This window comes from Paenarthrobacter sp. PPS72, from assembly GCF_048537125.1.
GTDB classification, from domain to species: Bacteria; Actinomycetota; Actinomycetes; order Actinomycetales; family Micrococcaceae; genus Arthrobacter; species Arthrobacter nitroguajacolicus_E.
The window spans coordinates 17,493-31,964 of sequence record NZ_JBLYIE010000063.1; the positions used below are offsets into that span (position 1 = coordinate 17,493).

Annotated in this window: 14 protein-coding genes; 3 read left to right on the forward strand and 11 right to left on the reverse strand. The window is 62.3% G+C overall.

What is annotated here, in order from left to right:
• Nucleotides 1-43: 43 nt before the first annotated feature.
• A complete protein-coding gene (locus ACLRGI_RS21310) occupies nucleotides 44-907 on the reverse strand; it encodes a hypothetical protein (protein WP_419203479.1) in 864 nt (287 codons plus the stop codon).
• A gap of 182 nt (nucleotides 908-1,089) precedes the next feature.
• Between ACLRGI_RS21310 and xseA the strand changes: the two genes are divergently transcribed.
• Both xseA and ACLRGI_RS21320 read left to right on the forward strand, forming a co-directional pair.
• Entirely contained in the window at nucleotides 1,090-2,367 is a 1,278-nt protein-coding gene (gene xseA / locus ACLRGI_RS21315) for an exodeoxyribonuclease VII large subunit (RefSeq protein ID WP_419203451.1), read from the forward strand.
• Between the two features lie 58 nt (nucleotides 2,368-2,425).
• Nucleotides 2,426-2,683 (forward strand): exodeoxyribonuclease VII small subunit, encoded by a 258-nt coding sequence (locus ACLRGI_RS21320; protein ID WP_419203452.1) that lies wholly within the window; start codon nucleotides 2,426-2,428, stop codon nucleotides 2,681-2,683.
• 39 nt (nucleotides 2,684-2,722) lie between these two features.
• On the opposite strand, the gene ACLRGI_RS21325 is transcribed toward ACLRGI_RS21320, so the two are convergent.
• The 9 genes from ACLRGI_RS21325 to ACLRGI_RS21365 all read right to left on the reverse strand — a co-directional run bounded on the left by ACLRGI_RS21325 (nucleotide 2,723) and on the right by ACLRGI_RS21365 (nucleotide 12,373).
• The gene (locus ACLRGI_RS21325) at nucleotides 2,723-3,577 is read right to left on the reverse strand and encodes a polyphosphate kinase 2 family protein (protein WP_419203453.1); all 855 of its coding nucleotides are present in this window, start codon (nucleotides 3,575-3,577) and stop codon (nucleotides 2,723-2,725) included.
• Nucleotides 3,578-3,630: 53 nt separating this feature from the next.
• Nucleotides 3,631-4,851 (reverse strand): pyridoxal phosphate-dependent aminotransferase, encoded by a 1,221-nt coding sequence (locus ACLRGI_RS21330; RefSeq protein ID WP_419203454.1) that lies wholly within the window; start codon nucleotides 4,849-4,851, stop codon nucleotides 3,631-3,633.
• A 120-nt stretch (nucleotides 4,852-4,971) separates the two neighbouring features.
• A complete protein-coding gene (locus ACLRGI_RS21335; RefSeq protein ID WP_419203455.1) occupies nucleotides 4,972-5,928 on the reverse strand; it encodes an ABC transporter substrate-binding protein in 957 nt (318 codons plus the stop codon).
• Nucleotides 5,925-6,668, reverse strand: a complete 744-nt coding sequence (locus ACLRGI_RS21340) for an ABC transporter permease (protein WP_419203456.1) — start codon at nucleotides 6,666-6,668, stop codon at nucleotides 5,925-5,927. Before ACLRGI_RS21340 ends, ACLRGI_RS21335 begins: the two co-directional genes overlap by 4 nt.
• Nucleotides 6,665-7,405, reverse strand: coding sequence for an ABC transporter permease (locus ACLRGI_RS21345; RefSeq protein WP_419203457.1), 741 nt, complete (start codon nucleotides 7,403-7,405; stop codon nucleotides 6,665-6,667). The genes ACLRGI_RS21340 and ACLRGI_RS21345 overlap by 4 nt, the downstream gene beginning before the upstream one ends.
• Nucleotides 7,405-8,499, reverse strand: a complete 1,095-nt coding sequence (locus ACLRGI_RS21350; RefSeq protein WP_419203458.1) for an ABC transporter ATP-binding protein — start codon at nucleotides 8,497-8,499, stop codon at nucleotides 7,405-7,407. Before ACLRGI_RS21350 ends, ACLRGI_RS21345 begins: the two co-directional genes overlap by 1 nt.
• Nucleotides 8,500-8,653: 154 nt before the next feature.
• Nucleotides 8,654-9,847, reverse strand: coding sequence for a ribosome small subunit-dependent GTPase A (gene rsgA / locus ACLRGI_RS21355; protein WP_419203459.1), 1,194 nt, complete (start codon nucleotides 9,845-9,847; stop codon nucleotides 8,654-8,656).
• Between the two features lie 236 nt (nucleotides 9,848-10,083).
• Nucleotides 10,084-10,545 carry an NUDIX hydrolase gene (locus ACLRGI_RS21360; protein ID WP_419203460.1) on the reverse strand — a complete coding sequence of 154 codons (462 nt, stop codon included), beginning with the start codon at nucleotides 10,543-10,545 and terminating at the stop codon, nucleotides 10,084-10,086.
• 31 nt (nucleotides 10,546-10,576) lie between these two features.
• Complete coding sequence (locus ACLRGI_RS21365) at nucleotides 10,577-12,373, reverse strand: glycoside hydrolase family 35 protein (RefSeq protein WP_419203461.1); 1,797 nt, start codon at nucleotides 12,371-12,373, stop codon at nucleotides 10,577-10,579.
• 50 nt (nucleotides 12,374-12,423) lie between these two features.
• On the opposite strand from ACLRGI_RS21365, the gene ACLRGI_RS21370 reads away from it, so the two are divergent.
• The gene (locus ACLRGI_RS21370) at nucleotides 12,424-13,455 is read left to right on the forward strand and encodes a pirin family protein (protein WP_419203462.1); all 1,032 of its coding nucleotides are present in this window, start codon (nucleotides 12,424-12,426) and stop codon (nucleotides 13,453-13,455) included.
• A gap of 63 nt (nucleotides 13,456-13,518) precedes the next feature.
• Here the strand turns inward: ACLRGI_RS21370 and ACLRGI_RS21375 are convergent, their stop codons facing one another.
• Nucleotides 13,519-14,454 (reverse strand): N-acetylglucosamine kinase, encoded by a 936-nt coding sequence (locus ACLRGI_RS21375; RefSeq protein ID WP_419203463.1) that lies wholly within the window; start codon nucleotides 14,452-14,454, stop codon nucleotides 13,519-13,521.
• Nucleotides 14,455-14,472 lie beyond the last annotated feature (18 nt).

The following is a 14,472-nucleotide window of genomic DNA, read 5'->3' on the forward strand; positions in this document are numbered from 1 at the left end:
TGCTACCGGGCCGGACTTTGCCGCCAAGCTACCGAGCCTGACTTTAGCTGCGGGCCGAACGTGACCCTCGTCGCCCTGACACAACTGACGCTATGACGCCTGCCACAAGGACGACCCCTGACACCACCGCCGCGATCACAACCCATTCCCCAAAGCCTGACCTGGCTGCCGTGAGAAACTCCTGCTTGAACAGTTCAGCCACGCCGTTTGCACTGGACAGGTTCCCAACCACTCCCCCGGCGACGTCTGCACCGGCCGTCCATAGGGCAGCAAGCGCCAATCCGCCCAGTCCAAGGAAAACCAACACCAAGGAGCGCCGGCGCGCAGCAACAAGCGCCAGGAGTACGGAAATCAGGGCACCGAGCGCAGCTACCCACCACAGGGGCGCAAACGCAGCCACCCGCTCCACCAGTTGGCGATGGGAGGGCTCCCCCAAAGACACCAAACTTTCCGCTGGAACATCAATATTGATCCGGGTTGCCTGTGCGAAGTGATCTCGAATGATTCTGACCATAGGGCTGATATCCAGAACCAAGGCAGTGGTAGCGGTGGTCTCCTCGCTTTGGTTCGCTGCGCCGAAGTTCAGCCTGTGGCTGTTGCGTACTGTCTCTTCCCACGCTTGAGGGTAGTCGCTCCACGATTGCATGCCCGATGTAGCGCTGCGAAGTGCGTCTACCGCCAAGGCCTGGATAGGACCTGGAAGATCTACGGAGGACTCAAAGGTTCCCACAGCGGCAGCGGCCAGGCGGTTCTGGAATTCCGGGTCGTTGCCCAGTGCACCTGCTATCCGGACGAAGCCCTCTTCCTTGACGATGTTCTGGTCAACCCACGCTGTGGGAACCGCTACGGCTGTGAGGAGTAAGGCGAGGATCACTCCCAATGCTGAAACGAAAGTACGCAAGGTCATCCTCAGGCTCGGGGGCTGTGACACCATCCTAGGTCTGTCCACATGGCAGAAAAAATGTCAGGGGCCTCGCCCAAGCTATGGATAGAGTTGGAAGGCCGGTTGGCAACCACAGCCGCACCCCGGAGCGAGGACTATGACAATGCAGGAACAAGCACGGCGACTGAACCAGGCATGGACTGCCCATGTCCGCTGAAGCCACTCCGGAGTCCACACTGCCGGGGACTGCCGCGGAAACCAGCCCGGATAACCCCTGGCCTCTGCAGTTGCTGTCCCGCAAGCTCAAGGCACACATAGAGCGGGCTCCGGCCGCGTGGATCGAGGGTCAGGTCATTGAGCTGAACCGCCGGGGTGGTAACGCTTTCCTGACTCTGCGCGATGTTGATGCCGAAATTTCCCTTCCCGCTTCAGTATGGTCAACGGTTCTTGACCGCCAGAAGATACCCCTGGAACGCGGCTCCCGCGTGGTCGCCTTGGTGAAGGCGGACTTCTGGGTGAAGACCGGGCGCCTGAACATGTCCGTGAAGGACATCCGTCCTGTGGGCCTTGGTGATCTGCTGGCAAGAATCGAACGGCTGCGCCAAGCATTGGCCGCCGAGGGCCTGTTCGCGGATTCCCGGAAGCGAAAGCTCCCGCTTCTCCCCCACCGCATTGGCCTCATCACCGGCCGGGACTCTGACGCAAAGAAGGACGTCATGCGCAACGCTGCCTTGCGCTGGCCAGCAGTCGAGTTTGACGTCCGCGAAGTGGCTGTCCAAGGCAACACCGCGGTGTCGCAGATCATTGCCGCATTGAAAAAGCTCGACGCCGACCCCCACGTGGATGTCATCGTCCTCGCTCGTGGTGGCGGCTCGTTGGAGGATCTCCTGCCATTCAGTAACGAGGACCTCATTCGAGCCGTATCGGCAGCGACTACTCCCATTGTTAGTGCGATCGGCCATGAAGCGGACAGGCCCATCCTGGACGACGTGGCGGACCTGCGGGCATCAACGCCCACGGACGCAGCTAAACGCATAGTTCCGGACGTGGCCGAGGAACTGGCCATGGTTCGGCAGGCCCGGGACCATCTCCGCCGAAGTATCAGCCGCATGGTGGACCGGGAGACAGATAGGCTTCATGCGCTGAGGTCCCGGCCCGTACTGGCTACTCCTGCTTCAATGGTGGATGCCCGCTCCGAAGATATTCATCGCCTGCAGCGCAGGACCCATTCTGCAGTCAATACCGCGGTCCTCAGGGCCTTGGACCAGGTCCACCACTTGCGTGCTCAAGTCCGTGCCCTCTCGCCACAAAAGACCCTTGACCGCGGCTACGCCGTTGTCCAACTCGTCGGTGAGGACCAGGCGGGGCACCACGTTGTCAGCAGCCCGGAAGAAGCGCCGGACGGAACACAACTAAGCATCCGCGTTGCCGAGGGCCGTTTCAGGGCTGTCTCAGCAGGCCAAGGACAACTCGCCGAACACTGAAACTGCTCGAACACAGAAACTGCTGAAATCAACCGTCTCCACCACAGCAAAGGACACCATGACTGAGAACAATCCAACGGCAGCGATGCCTGATTCCCTCGACGGACTGAGCTACGAGGAAGCCCGCGAACAGCTTGTGGCAGTTGTAGGCCGTCTGGAAGCCGGCGGAGCCAGCCTGGAAGAGTCCCTGGCGCTCTGGGAGCGCGGCGAGGCTCTGGCGAAACGCTGCGAGGACTGGCTTGAGGGCGCCCGAAAACGTCTGGCAACCGCACGGGAGGCAAGCAACGATGCCGGCACTGCCGCAGGCTCCGACTGACAGTCCCGGTTCCGACTTAAAAACCCAGGTAGCGGCTGCCTAGGACTCCACCACAAGCGCTCTCTCAGCGGCGACATCGAAGTCAGCTTTGGGCCAGTCCAGCTGCAAACCACCGAGAGCATCCAACAGCAGTTGCTGGACTGCGATACGCGCGTACCATTTCTTGTTGGCAGGCACCACGTGCCACGGCGCTGTGTCCGTCGAGGTTTTCTCGAACGCAACGCTGTAGGCGTCCATGTAGTCATCCCAGAACGCACGCTCCGCGAGGTCGCCGCGACTGTACTTCCAGTGCTTTGCAGGATCGTCCAAACGGGCGATCAGACGCTTTTTCTGTTCGTCTTTGCTGATATTGAGCATGACCTTGACAATGGTGGTTCCCTGCTCGGCCAGGCGGGATTCGAAATCGTTGATCGCGGCGTATCGGCGCTCCAGTTCGGCAGCGTCCGCCCAACCATGGACCCGGTGAATCAGGACATCCTCGTACTGCGAACGGTCAAAGACACCCACCATCCCGGCGGCAGGGGCTTGCTTTTCGATCCTCCACAGGAAGTCGTGCGCCTTCTCCTCGTCCGTAGGAGCCTTGAAAGCCGTCAGCTGCACGCCCTGAGGGTCCATGGCGCCAACAACATGGCTGACGATGCCACCCTTGCCGGCGGTGTCCATTGCTTGCAGGATCAGCAGCAGCCGTTTGGAACTGCCGAACTTCCCTTCGGCAAAGAGCTTTTCCTGCAGTTCCTCGAGCCGATCATCCTGAGCGGCCAGCAGCGCCTTACCGTCAGCTTTCGCACCGGTGTAGCCGGGGGTGGATTCCGGATCCACCCCCGCCAGCGAAAAGCCCGACCCCACCCTTAGTACTTCGGCCGGACTCTTGGCGAACTCAACTGCTGCAGCCATTGGCATGCCTTTCTGCCCGGCCGCGCCCCCGTGGCGCGGCTATGGACCTCAGGCTAGTTGCCCGGGTACCTCGACAGGAAGTCCGCCATGCGACCAATCGCTTCTTCAATGTCTTTGACGTTGGGCAGGGTCACCATACGGAAGTGGTCCGGACGAACCCAATTGAAGGCACGTCCGTGGGAGACCAGGATTTTCTGTTCCTTCAACAGGTCCAGGACGAATTTCTCGTCATCACGGATGTGGAAGACCTCCGGGTCCAACTTCGGGAACAAGTACAAGGCGCCCCTGGCCTGCTGGGTGCTGACGCCCGGGATGGCGTTCAGGAGGTCGTAGGCCTTATTGCGCTGCTCCAGGAGCCTGCCGCCGGGAAGGATGAGATCGTTGATGCTTTGGTAACCACCCAGCGCAGTTTGGATGGCATGTTGGGCCGGGACATTGGCGCACAAGCGCATGTTGGCCAGCAGGTTGATGCCTTCAAGGTAGTCCGCAGCATCCTTTTTGGGACCGGAAATAGCCATCCAGCCAGCCCGGTAGCCACACACACGGTAAGCCTTGGACAGGCCACTGAACGTCAGGCACAGGACGTCATCTCCGGTGAGCCCTGCGAGGTTCACGTGGACGGCGTCTTCGTACAGGATTTTCTCGTAGATCTCATCAGCAAAGAGAACAAGTCCGTGCTTCTCTGCCAAGGCCACGATTTTCTTGAGGGTTTCCTCCGGGTAGACGGCGCCGGTGGGGTTGTTGGGGTTGATCACCACAATGCCCTTGGTCCGCGGCGTGATCCTGGATTCCATATCCTCAAGATCGGGCTGCCATCCGGACTCTTCATCGCAGAGGTAGTGCACGGGACGCCCTCCTGCCAGAGCCACCGAAGCGGTCCACAGCGGGTAGTCCGGAGTGGGAATCAGTACTTCGTCACCGTCGTCCAGGAGCGCCATGAGGGACATGGTGATGAGCTCGCTGACCCCGTTGCCGAGGTAAATATCGTCAACGTGGATGTTCTGGATGCCACGTGTCTGGTAGTACTGCGAGACTGCGGTACGGGCAGAGAAAATACCACGGGAATCGCTGTATCCCTGGGCGTTGGGCAGGTGGCGGATCATGTCCACCAAAATGGCGTCAGGCGCTTCAAAACCAAAGGGTGCCGGGTTCCCGATGTTCAGTTTGAGGATCCGGTGACCCTCCGCTTCCATTTGCTGGGCGGCCTGAAGGATCGGTCCACGGATGTCGTAGAGGACATTGTGAAGCTTGGTGGACTGCTTGAAATTCGCCATTCCTCAAATATGCCACACGGGTGATGGGGTTCAGCTGAGACATGACTCACACATACGACGACGGCGGTGACGGACCCGCGCGGGTCCGTCACCGCCGTCGTTCGCGGTTTTGTTCAGGTATTACTTGACGATCCCCTTGTCCTTCAGCCATGCGGCTGCGGCATCCTTGGGGCTCTGCTTCTGGTCGCCGCTGACTGCGCGGTTCAGGTTGATGAGGTCGTCCGTGGTGAGGATCTTGGAGACGTTGTTGAGCGCTTCTTTGGCCTTGTCCGTCATCTTGGCCTCCTTGACCAACGGCAAGACCTGCTGCGCCTTGAAGTTGTTCTTCGGGTCTTCCAGGACAACGAGGTCGTTGTCCGCGATGGACGGCGTCGTGGTGTAAATGTCCGCCACCTGGACCTTGTCTTCAAGGAGGGCCTGGAGCGTCAGGTTGCCACCGCCGTCGTTGAAGGGCTGAAGCCCCTTGAGCTCGCAACCATAGTTGGCCTTCAGCCCCGGGAAACCGTAGGCGCGGGTCTCAAACGTGGCCGGTGCAGCCATAGTGAAGTCCTTGCAGACCTTGGCGAGGTCCTCGATGGACTTCAACTGGTACTTTTCGGCCGTGGCCTTGGTGACCACCATGGCGTCCTTGGACTCAGCCTTGGCTGGCTCCAAGACCGCAAGGCCGTCCGGAAGCTTGCCCGGCAGCGCCTTGTACACGTCCTCGGCGGACACTTCCTTGGCCTCGGTGTCCACGTAGGAGAGGAGGTTGCCGGAGTAGTCGGGGACGAGGTCGACAGAGCCGTCCTGGACAGCCTTGAAGTAGATCTCGCGTGAGCCGATGTTCGGCTTGGAGGTGGCAGTGAGACCAGCGGCGTTGAGGGCACCGACATAAATCTCTGCGATGACCTGGCTCTCCGGGAAGTCTGCCGAACCAACCACCAGTGAGCCTCCGGCGGTGGAACCGCTGGGAGCCGCTGTGGAAGGCGTGGCCAAGGGACTGCCGCCGCATGCGCTCAACGCGAGGGCCACACCCACTCCAGCGGCAAGGCCGCCGAGACCACGGCGCGTAAGGGTCATGGGGACGGGGTTTTTCATGGTGTACCTCCTTGAACGGCAGCCCCGGCGGGAACCGCGGCTGTGAGATCGTCGGCTGCCTTCTGGCGGCCGCTTGAGTCGAGGGTCAGGCCGGGCGAGGTGACAAGCCTCTGGACGCCGGCCAGGATCAGGTCAACTGCGATGGCCAACCCCGCGATAAGCAGGGAGCCTCCGAGCATCCTGGGAAAGTCCTGCAGGACGAGGCCGTCGAACAAGTATCGGCCAAGCCCACCCAACGGAAGGTAGGCAACCACGGAGACCGTGGCGATGACCTGCAAGACGGCAGTGCGGATGCCGCCGAACATGACCTGCAGCCCATTGGGCAATTCCACCCGGAACAGGATCTGAAGTTCCGTCATGCCCATGGCCCTGGCGGCGTCCACCACGTTGGCATCAACGCTAGAAATGCCGGCGTAGGTCCCGGCCAGCAGCGGCGGCACCGTGAGGATGACCAGCGCCCACACGGGAGGCATCAGGCCACTGCCGGCAAGCAACGCGAAGAGGACCAGCAAACCGAGCGTCGGCAGGGCGCGCAACGCACCCGCCACCGCAACCGCGACCACCCGGCCACGCCCGGTGTGCCCGATGTAGAGGCCGATCGGCACTGCAATGGCTGCCGCGATGAGCAGCACCAAAGCGCTGTACTGCAGGTGCTCCATCAATCGGGTAGGGATTCCGCCGCTTCCGGTCCAGTTCCTGGGGTTTGTCAGCCAGGCGATGGTTTCAGCAAAGATGTTCATGCGGACGCTCCCGGGTCCGGGCGGAGTGCCGCGTGCGGCGTCGCGGGTCCGGCCTTGGGCTCGGTGAGAAGTGTGTTGGCATCGGGGCGTGACGACTTTCCGCCTGCTGCGCGGGTCCACGGCGTCAAAAGCCGCTCCAACACCACCAGAACGGCGTCCATCAACAGCGCAAGCACCAGGATGGCGATGATACCCACCACAACTTCGGTAATGAACGTCCGCTGCAGGCCATCAGTGAACAGGACGCCAAGATTGCCCACTCCCAAGAGGGCAGCCACGCTCACAAGCGAAACATTGCTGACCGAGACCACGCGGAGACCTGCGAAGAGCACGGGCAACGACAGCGGAAGGTCCACTTGGAAGAAGCGGGCCATCGGCTTGAAACCCATGGCCACGGCGGCGTTTCGGAGGTCGTCGTCCACGGAGTCGAAGGCGTCAATCGCTGCACGGACCAACAGGGCCACGGCATAAATGGTCAGAGCCACCACCACGTTCAGCGGATCCAGGATCCGCGTACCAAGGATAGTGGGAAGAATGATGAACAAGGCCAGTGACGGAATGGTGTAAAGCAAGGAGGTGGCTGTCGCCACCACCGACCTGAGCGTGCTGTTGCGCCTGGCCAACTGGGCCAAGGGAATGGAGATGAGCAAGCCAAGAATCATGGGTATGATCGCGAGCACCATGTGCTGCCCGGCCAGGCCCAGGACCATGCCACTGTTGGCAAGGAACCACTCCATCAGGTGGCGTCCTCCCTGTGGTGGCGGACTTCTTCAATGAGTGCCAGGACTTCCGGCGCCTTCAGCACCCCGGCCACCCGGCCGTCGTCGTCCACCGCAACGCCAAGGCCCGACGGCGACGACAACGCCGCGTCCAGCGCGCGCCGCAACGTATCTCCCTTGCGGAACAGTGAGCCACCCGGGATCAACCCCGCACCATCGCGCGGGGAGGACCACCCGAGCGGCCGGGAATCATCATCCACAACCAAGGCCCACTCCCCCGATTGGCGGCCGGCGTGCTGGCCGTCGGAGGAACTCACCATGGTGACCGGGTGCAAGGTAACCGCGTCTGCGGCGTTGAAGGCAAGGTGCCGGAAGCCGCGGTCGCGTCCCACGAAGGAAGCCACGAAATCGTTGGCAGGCGCCCGAAGAATCTCCTCCGGGGCCGCGTACTGGGCGAGCTTGCCTCCCACTGCGAAGACAGCCACCTTGTCGCCAAGAACAGTGGCTTCGTCGATGTCGTGCGTGACAAACACGATGGTCTTGGCCAGTTCCCGCTGCAGGCGCAGGAGTTCCTGCTGCAGTTCATCACGGACCACAGGATCCACGGCACTGAAGGGTTCGTCCATCAGCAGGACCGGCGGATCAGCAGCGAGCGCGCGGGCGACCCCGACGCGTTGCTGCTGACCACCTGAAAGCTGGGACGGGTACCGCTTGCCGAGGACGGAAGCCAACCCAACGACGTCGAGCAGTTCCGCAGCGCGTTTCCGCGCTGCTGCCTTGGGAACGCCGTTGAGCCGGGGAACCGTGGCGATGTTGTCCAGCACGGAACGGTGCGGCAGCAGGCCCGATGACTGCATGACATAGCCCATGGAACGCCGGAGCTTCGCTGCGGGAACCTGCGAGACATCCTCGCCCGCCACAGTGATGGACCCGCTGGTGGGCTCCACCATCCGGTTGATCATGCGCAGGGAGGTGGTTTTACCGCACCCCGAAGGGCCAACGAACACCGTGATGGCGCCCTTGTCGATTGACATGGTGAGCGCGTCCACCGCCGGTTGCCCGTCCTGGTATTTCTTGGTGACGCTCTTGAACTCAATCATGGCTTCGGCCATACCCGGGCTTACCTATCTGTGGTGGAGAACATCGGTAGAGCCTGATGATCATATGCACTCTTATTACTTGGCTGCAAAGCAATCTTCACCCAGCGTAGCCAGCACCACGGACGATGTCAGCGCCGCCACGAGTTCCGTAATGAATCGGCAATGTTCAGCGTCTCCGTCGCTTGCCGCCCCTCTCCTCCGCCCGGTCATGCTTGTATCGTTCCGCTGCGCGCTGCCCGCGGTCCGCCGACATCATCTTCTGGTGCCATTCCCGTTGGTAGGCCCGACGGGCGGCCGCATCATGCTTCCTGGCCAAGGCCGCGAGTTCACGCTGCAGTTTCAGGTAGCTTGCCCAGCGCCGGGGATCCAAGGCTTCGTTCGCGAACGCCTCCTGAACAGCGCATCCCGGTTCTGCTTGGTGGGCACAGTCGGTGAAGCGGCACCGTGAGAAGAGTTCCTCCAGGTCGCCGAACATCTCCTCCATGCCCTCGTCCGCATCGAAGAGCCCGAAGCCGCGTACACCCGGCGTGTCCATAAGTACGGCGCCGCCCGCCAGTGGCACCAACTCCCGCGAGGTAGTGGTGTGTTTGCCTTTGCCGTCGCCGGCCCGGACCTCGCCTCTCTGCTGGACCTCACGCCCTGCGAGCGCGTTGATAAGCGTCGATTTCCCGGCGCCGGAAGGACCCAGCAGGACCAAGGTGGCGCCTTCAGGAATACGCTGCATTAGTTCGTCGAGGCCGTCCCCTTGCTCAGCGGAGGTGGTGACGACGTCAACACCCGCTGCCTGGAGGATGACTTCCCCCACCACGTCGTCTGCGAGGTGGGCCAGGTCAGCTTTGGTGATGACCACCAGCGGCGTGGCACCGGAATCCCACGCGGCCACCAACGTCCTCTCAAGACGGTTATGCGTCAGCGGACGGTCCACAGGGACCACCACGGCAACAATATCGATGTTGCTGCCCAGGATTTGTTCTTCGGAGGAAGCCTCAAAGGCCCGCTTGCGACTCAGCGCTGAATACCGTGGAAGGACCTCGACGACGGCAGGCTCACCGACGTTGTTGTTGCCAAGCCACACCCAGTCCCCGGTGGCTGGAACGAGGCCGTGGGTCGGGTAAGGCAAGTGCAGGAGACCTTCAGCCGAGGCTACGAGCACCCGGTTCCTGTCCAGGCGCACCACGCGGCCGGGACGGGCATTTTCCTGGGAGCCAGGCGGGGTGTGGGCACGGAAAAGCTCCGCGGTTTTGTCGGTGAAACCGTACTCCCTTGGTCCGCGAAGTTCGGTAGTGGCGCGAAGTTCGGTAGTGGGTAGTTGCTTGGTAGAGCCAAAAGAAGGGTCGCTGGAAGAAGCGTAAGTGTTCAATGAAATGCCTCTGATGAGGCCCGGCCGCCTAGTTTTGGCAGGCTGATGCCGGGACAGGAATGGTGGGCTGATGACGGCGCGCCGCAAGCGGGTGCGGGGCGCGCAAGATCGCGGCAATCATCAAATCCACCTCCTCGGCATCCAGGCCGGCAACTGGTGAACCGGCAACGAAGTTCAGCGTAGCCAACATCGTGCACTTTTGGCTAGGTCTTCCAGCTCCTTTCCAGTCTCCTGGCTCAGTCTGCCTGGCTTAGCTTCCCGTCGGCCGGGCGCTCCCGGTGCAGGCGGAGCGCCGTGTCCACCAGGGACACCCGGTTGAGTTTCCCGATGTCCTTCATAGGGATCCAAGCAGCGTGCGTGGTGCTGCCGTCCACTTCATGGGTGAGTTCACCGCCCACCACGGTGGCTTCGTAGACCAGCCGGAGGGCCTGAAAATCCTTCACGGAACCATCGGGGCGGATCTCACCCGGCCAGTGGCCGACGTCGATACCGAGCATGCGATCAATGCGCGCTTCGTATCCGGTTTCCTCGAAGACTTCACGCCTGCAACCGTCCACCGGATGTTCTGCAAGATCCAGTCCTCCGCCGGGTAGCGTCCATCCTTCCTTGCCGTCCTGCTTCCAATACGCCAGCAGGATCTTCTCGTCCTTGACAATCACGGCATAGGCGGCTGGGCGGGTATCGAACTGGAGGGTCATGGAAGTCAGCATAAATCCTTGCGCCGGATCCCTAGGGAAGCTCGGCCGCCGCGATCGGGCCGGCTTCTTCCGGGCCCAGGTCAGGCACTTCGCGAAGTTCGACGACGGTGCCCGGCTTCGCGAGTTCCAGCACCTTGATGCTGTTACGGCCGGTCTTAAGCAACGGAGCGGGTGCGTAAAGGGTCACCTGTGGGCCCTTCTCCCAGTACCTGCCCAGGAGGAAGCCATTGAGCCAGACGAAGCCTTTCCCAGAATCGGGTAAGGCAATGTAGGTGTCGGCTGGTTCCCCCACCTCGAAGTCGACGCCTGCCAACCCCTCAAGGTCATCTTGTGTCCAGTCCGCAAGGGCAACAGGGGTCTGCGTCCAGTGGAAGGTGTAGCGCTGGTTGATGAGGACCCCGCCCAGGATGCCCTTGCCACGGCCGGTCAGGGGTCCGTAGTTGATGCGGCCGAGGTTCTCCACCAGGATCTCAAGCTTGGCTGAGGTGCCCGTACCCATGACATGCAGTCCCTCTGAACCGTTGACGTCGTCCAGGACACCGGCAAACACGCCGTCCACCCACACATAGGCCCGGTCATTCAAGCCCGCAATCTTCAGACGGCTCTCGGTAGGAGCGTCAGGGCGGCCAGGAAGGATGGCAACAGCTGTGTAGAGGACCATGCCCGCGTCGAGTCCCAACTGCTCAAAGCTGAGTGGTTTCACGCTGCTGACTGGTTTGCCGGCATCCCGCACGAGCTCGAGCAATTCAGTCCCAGCGGTCAAGGGCAGCGACTGGGCCGGAAGTACCGGCATGTCGGCCAACAACTCCACGGGAAGTTCAGGTAGGTCTTCAATGCCCTGTGCCTTGAAGAACTCCCTGCGGAAGGCGTGGAATTTGGGCGTCAACGCCCCGTTCTCTGCAATGGGTGCATCGGAGTCGTAGCTGGTGACCGTCGGCTGCACCATGGTGCCATCGTGGTTACTGCCGGAAGTAAGCCCGAAGTTGGTCCCGCCGTGGGCCATGTAGGCGCAGAGTGAGCCCCCGAGATCGAGCACCTTGCGCGCTTCCAGTGCCGCATCCTCTGCGTCCCGGCGGTGGTGGTGTTCGCCCCAGTGATCGAACCAACCACCCCAGAACTCAACGTTGAAGAACGGCTCACCTGGACGGCGTCGCTGCCAGGTAGCTACGGCTTCGTCACCCCGGCTTCCCAGCGTTGCTGTCGCCCAGGTTCCCTCGATGGAACCGCCGTCGAGGAAGTAGTCCGTGCCGCCGTCGGCCGTGAAAAGGAGCTCAGTGATGCCGCGCTCCTCCAGGACGCGCCGGTTCCAGCGGATGTACTCGTGATCGTCGCCGTAGCTGCCGTATTCGTTCTCAATTTGGACTGCCACCACGGGACCGCCGGCAGACGCCTGCCGGGAGGCAACGATCGGGAGGAGGTGATCGAACCACTCCTCGATGGCACCGGTGAAGAGCGGGTCCATGCACCGCAACCCGATACCGGGGATGCCTGTCAGCCAGGCGGGGAAACCACCGTTGTCCCACTCGGCGCAGATGTACGGACCGGGGCGAACGATGACATCGAGACCTTCCTCGGCCGCGAGGTCAATGAACCGGCCCAAATCCCGCCAGCCGCTGAAGTTCGGGGCCTCATCGCGCTTAGGCTGGTGGAAGTTCCAGGCAACGTACGTGTCCACCGTGTTGGCACCCATCGCTTTGAGCCGACGCAGCCGGTCCCGCCATAGGTCCGGGTGTACACGGAAGTAGTGGATGGCTCCGGCGAGGATGCGATACGGTTCACCCGAACGGTAAAGGACAGCGTCGTGGTAGCTCAGGAGGGCGTTGTTCACGTGGAACAGATTAGCTCAATTTCCAACATTTATGCACAGGCGATGATCACATGACCAATCTTGATACTTCCCCCGCACAGGAAGTCTGCCCCGCGGCGCCGGAAGGTCAAGGTCCTTGCGTTCAGCTGTGGCCCGAGCGTGAGGTGCCTTTGGGTGGCGTGCGGGCCATGAATGTCATGCGGACGCTTCCCCAGCGGGGACTGCCCACTGTGGGCGCCTGGTGCTTCCTGGACAGCTTCGGGCCGGATCGGGTGGCCATGAGCGTACTCCCGCACCCACATTGTGGACTTCAAACGGTCACTTGGCCCATGGAAGGCGCCGTGCGGCACCGCGATAGTGTGGGCAGCGATGTAGTGGTCCGCCCCGGCGAGTTGAACATCATGACGGCAGGCCATGGCATCTCCCACTCCGAGTTCTCCGTCCTTCCGGCCACCACCGGTGCCGGATCGAGTCCGCTGGTGGAGGAAATTCCCATGTCCCGAGGACTCCAGTTGTGGGTTGCCCTTCCGGAGGAGCACCGGCACCGCGCACCGTCCTTTGAACAGGTGAAGGACCTGCCGGTTGTGATCGGTGAAGGCTTCACGGCCACCGTGATGGTGGGCGAATTCGCTGGCCGGCAATCCCCCGCCACGATGTTCAGTCCAATTGTTGGAGCCGATATCACCGGCACCGGGACCCTTGAACTGCCGTTGCGGCCGGACTTTGAGCACGCCGTACTTGTCCTGGATGGACAGGTGGTCATTGATGGCCAGGACGTCACCGCCGGCCCTCTGGCCTACTTGGGTGCCGGCAGGTCCAGCCTGGCCGTCCAAGCGCAGCCGGACACCCACTTCATGCTCCTCGGTGGCGAACCGTTCGGTGAAGACCTGCTCATGTGGTGGAACTTCGTGGGCAGGACACACGAGGAAGTGGAAAAAGCACGTGAGGAGTGGGAAGCCGAGGGACTACTCGACGACGCCGCTGCCGCCACGTCGCGCTTCGGCTTCGTCCCTGGCCACGGTCCTGACGCTGGACCGGAAGCCGGCCGCATCCCCGCCCCGCCCCTGCCTGGCGTCAAGCTGCGGCCACGAACCCGCGGGTGAGTTTTTGTACAGCTAATGCCCTCTTTCACGCCTTTTCGGGGCATCAGCTGTACAAAAACTCTATTAGCGGCGCTGCTCAGCCACGAGCCGCGGGACGCCGAACACGGGATCCTGCTGAAGAATCCGTACATCAGTAATGCCACTTTCGGCCAGCTTGGCTGTGAACGCTTCCTGCAGGCGGGGGACGTTCATGCCGAGTCCGCTCCCGAGGATCACCGGACCGTCCAGGCCCAGTTGGCGGACGGCTTGTGCGGCGAGATCAGCCAGGTCCTTTCCTGCCTGCTCCACCAACCGCTTACTGATTTCGTCGCCGGCATCGGCAGCTTCCACTACCAGCCGGGCCTGCTGCGCCCAGTAACGGCGGCCGGTGTCCGGGGAGTGGAACAACGCGATCAGCTTGCCGGGCTCATCCACGCCAACGGAGTCCAAAAGTGCACGGCTAAGCCGGTCAGGTTCCAGGCCTTGGTTCATCCGGCGCAGGCTGTGGCGGACAGCTTCGCGTCCCAGCCAGTAGCCGCTTCCTTCATCGCCCAGGAGATAGCCCCAGCCGCCCGCCCGGGCTTCCTCGCCGGCGTCGTTCTTTCCCCATGCGGCCGAGCCCGTGCCGGCAATCACCGCGACACCTGTGCTCGCTCCCCCGGCTGCCAGCAGCAGGCGTGAATCGTGAACCACCGTGATGCGCGCGCCGGGAGCATGGGGTGCGATGAGGTCAGCGAGCGCTTGGGCGTCTTCATCCGTATCGATTCCGCCTGCACCGGCGTAGACCTCGTCAACGTGGCCGCCACCGATCTTCCCGAACAATTCGGCGAGGTTCGCCGCGGCCACCTCACGGCTGACATTTTGGACATTGGAGCTGCCTGCGCTCTCATCCTGCACGGGCGTTCCGTCGTGGAACCGCACGCCGCGGGTTTTCGTGCCGCCGATGTCGAGCCCGATGACGGTGCCGCGCACGGCTTCAGGAGCGGTTAAGTAATGCTGGGCAGAGTCAGGATTGTTCACCGTGAAAGACTAGCTTGG

Coding starts and splice junctions, on each gene's coding strand:
- ACLRGI_RS21340 (WP_419203456.1), bottom strand. CDS start 6,668: ATGAACATCTTTGCTGAAACCATCGCCTGGCTGACAAACCCCAGGAAC.
- ACLRGI_RS21350 (WP_419203458.1), bottom strand. CDS start 8,499: ATGGCCGAAGCCATGATTGAGTTCAAGAGCGTCACCAAGAAATACCAG.
- ACLRGI_RS21330 (WP_419203454.1), bottom strand. CDS start 4,851: ATGGCGAATTTCAAGCAGTCCACCAAGCTTCACAATGTCCTCTACGAC.
- ACLRGI_RS21360 (WP_419203460.1), bottom strand. CDS start 10,545: ATGACCCTCCAGTTCGATACCCGCCCAGCCGCCTATGCCGTGATTGTC.
- ACLRGI_RS21320 (WP_419203452.1), top strand. CDS start 2,426: ATGACTGAGAACAATCCAACGGCAGCGATGCCTGATTCCCTCGACGGA.
- ACLRGI_RS21325 (WP_419203453.1), bottom strand. CDS start 3,577: ATGGCTGCAGCAGTTGAGTTCGCCAAGAGTCCGGCCGAAGTACTAAGG.
- xseA (WP_419203451.1), top strand. CDS start 1,090: ATGTCCGCTGAAGCCACTCCGGAGTCCACACTGCCGGGGACTGCCGCG.
- ACLRGI_RS21335 (WP_419203455.1), bottom strand. CDS start 5,928: ATGAAAAACCCCGTCCCCATGACCCTTACGCGCCGTGGTCTCGGCGGC.
- ACLRGI_RS21370 (WP_419203462.1), top strand. CDS start 12,424: ATGACCAATCTTGATACTTCCCCCGCACAGGAAGTCTGCCCCGCGGCG.
- ACLRGI_RS21310 (WP_419203479.1), bottom strand. CDS start 907: ATGACCTTGCGTACTTTCGTTTCAGCATTGGGAGTGATCCTCGCCTTA.
- ACLRGI_RS21345 (WP_419203457.1), bottom strand. CDS start 7,405: ATGGAGTGGTTCCTTGCCAACAGTGGCATGGTCCTGGGCCTGGCCGGG.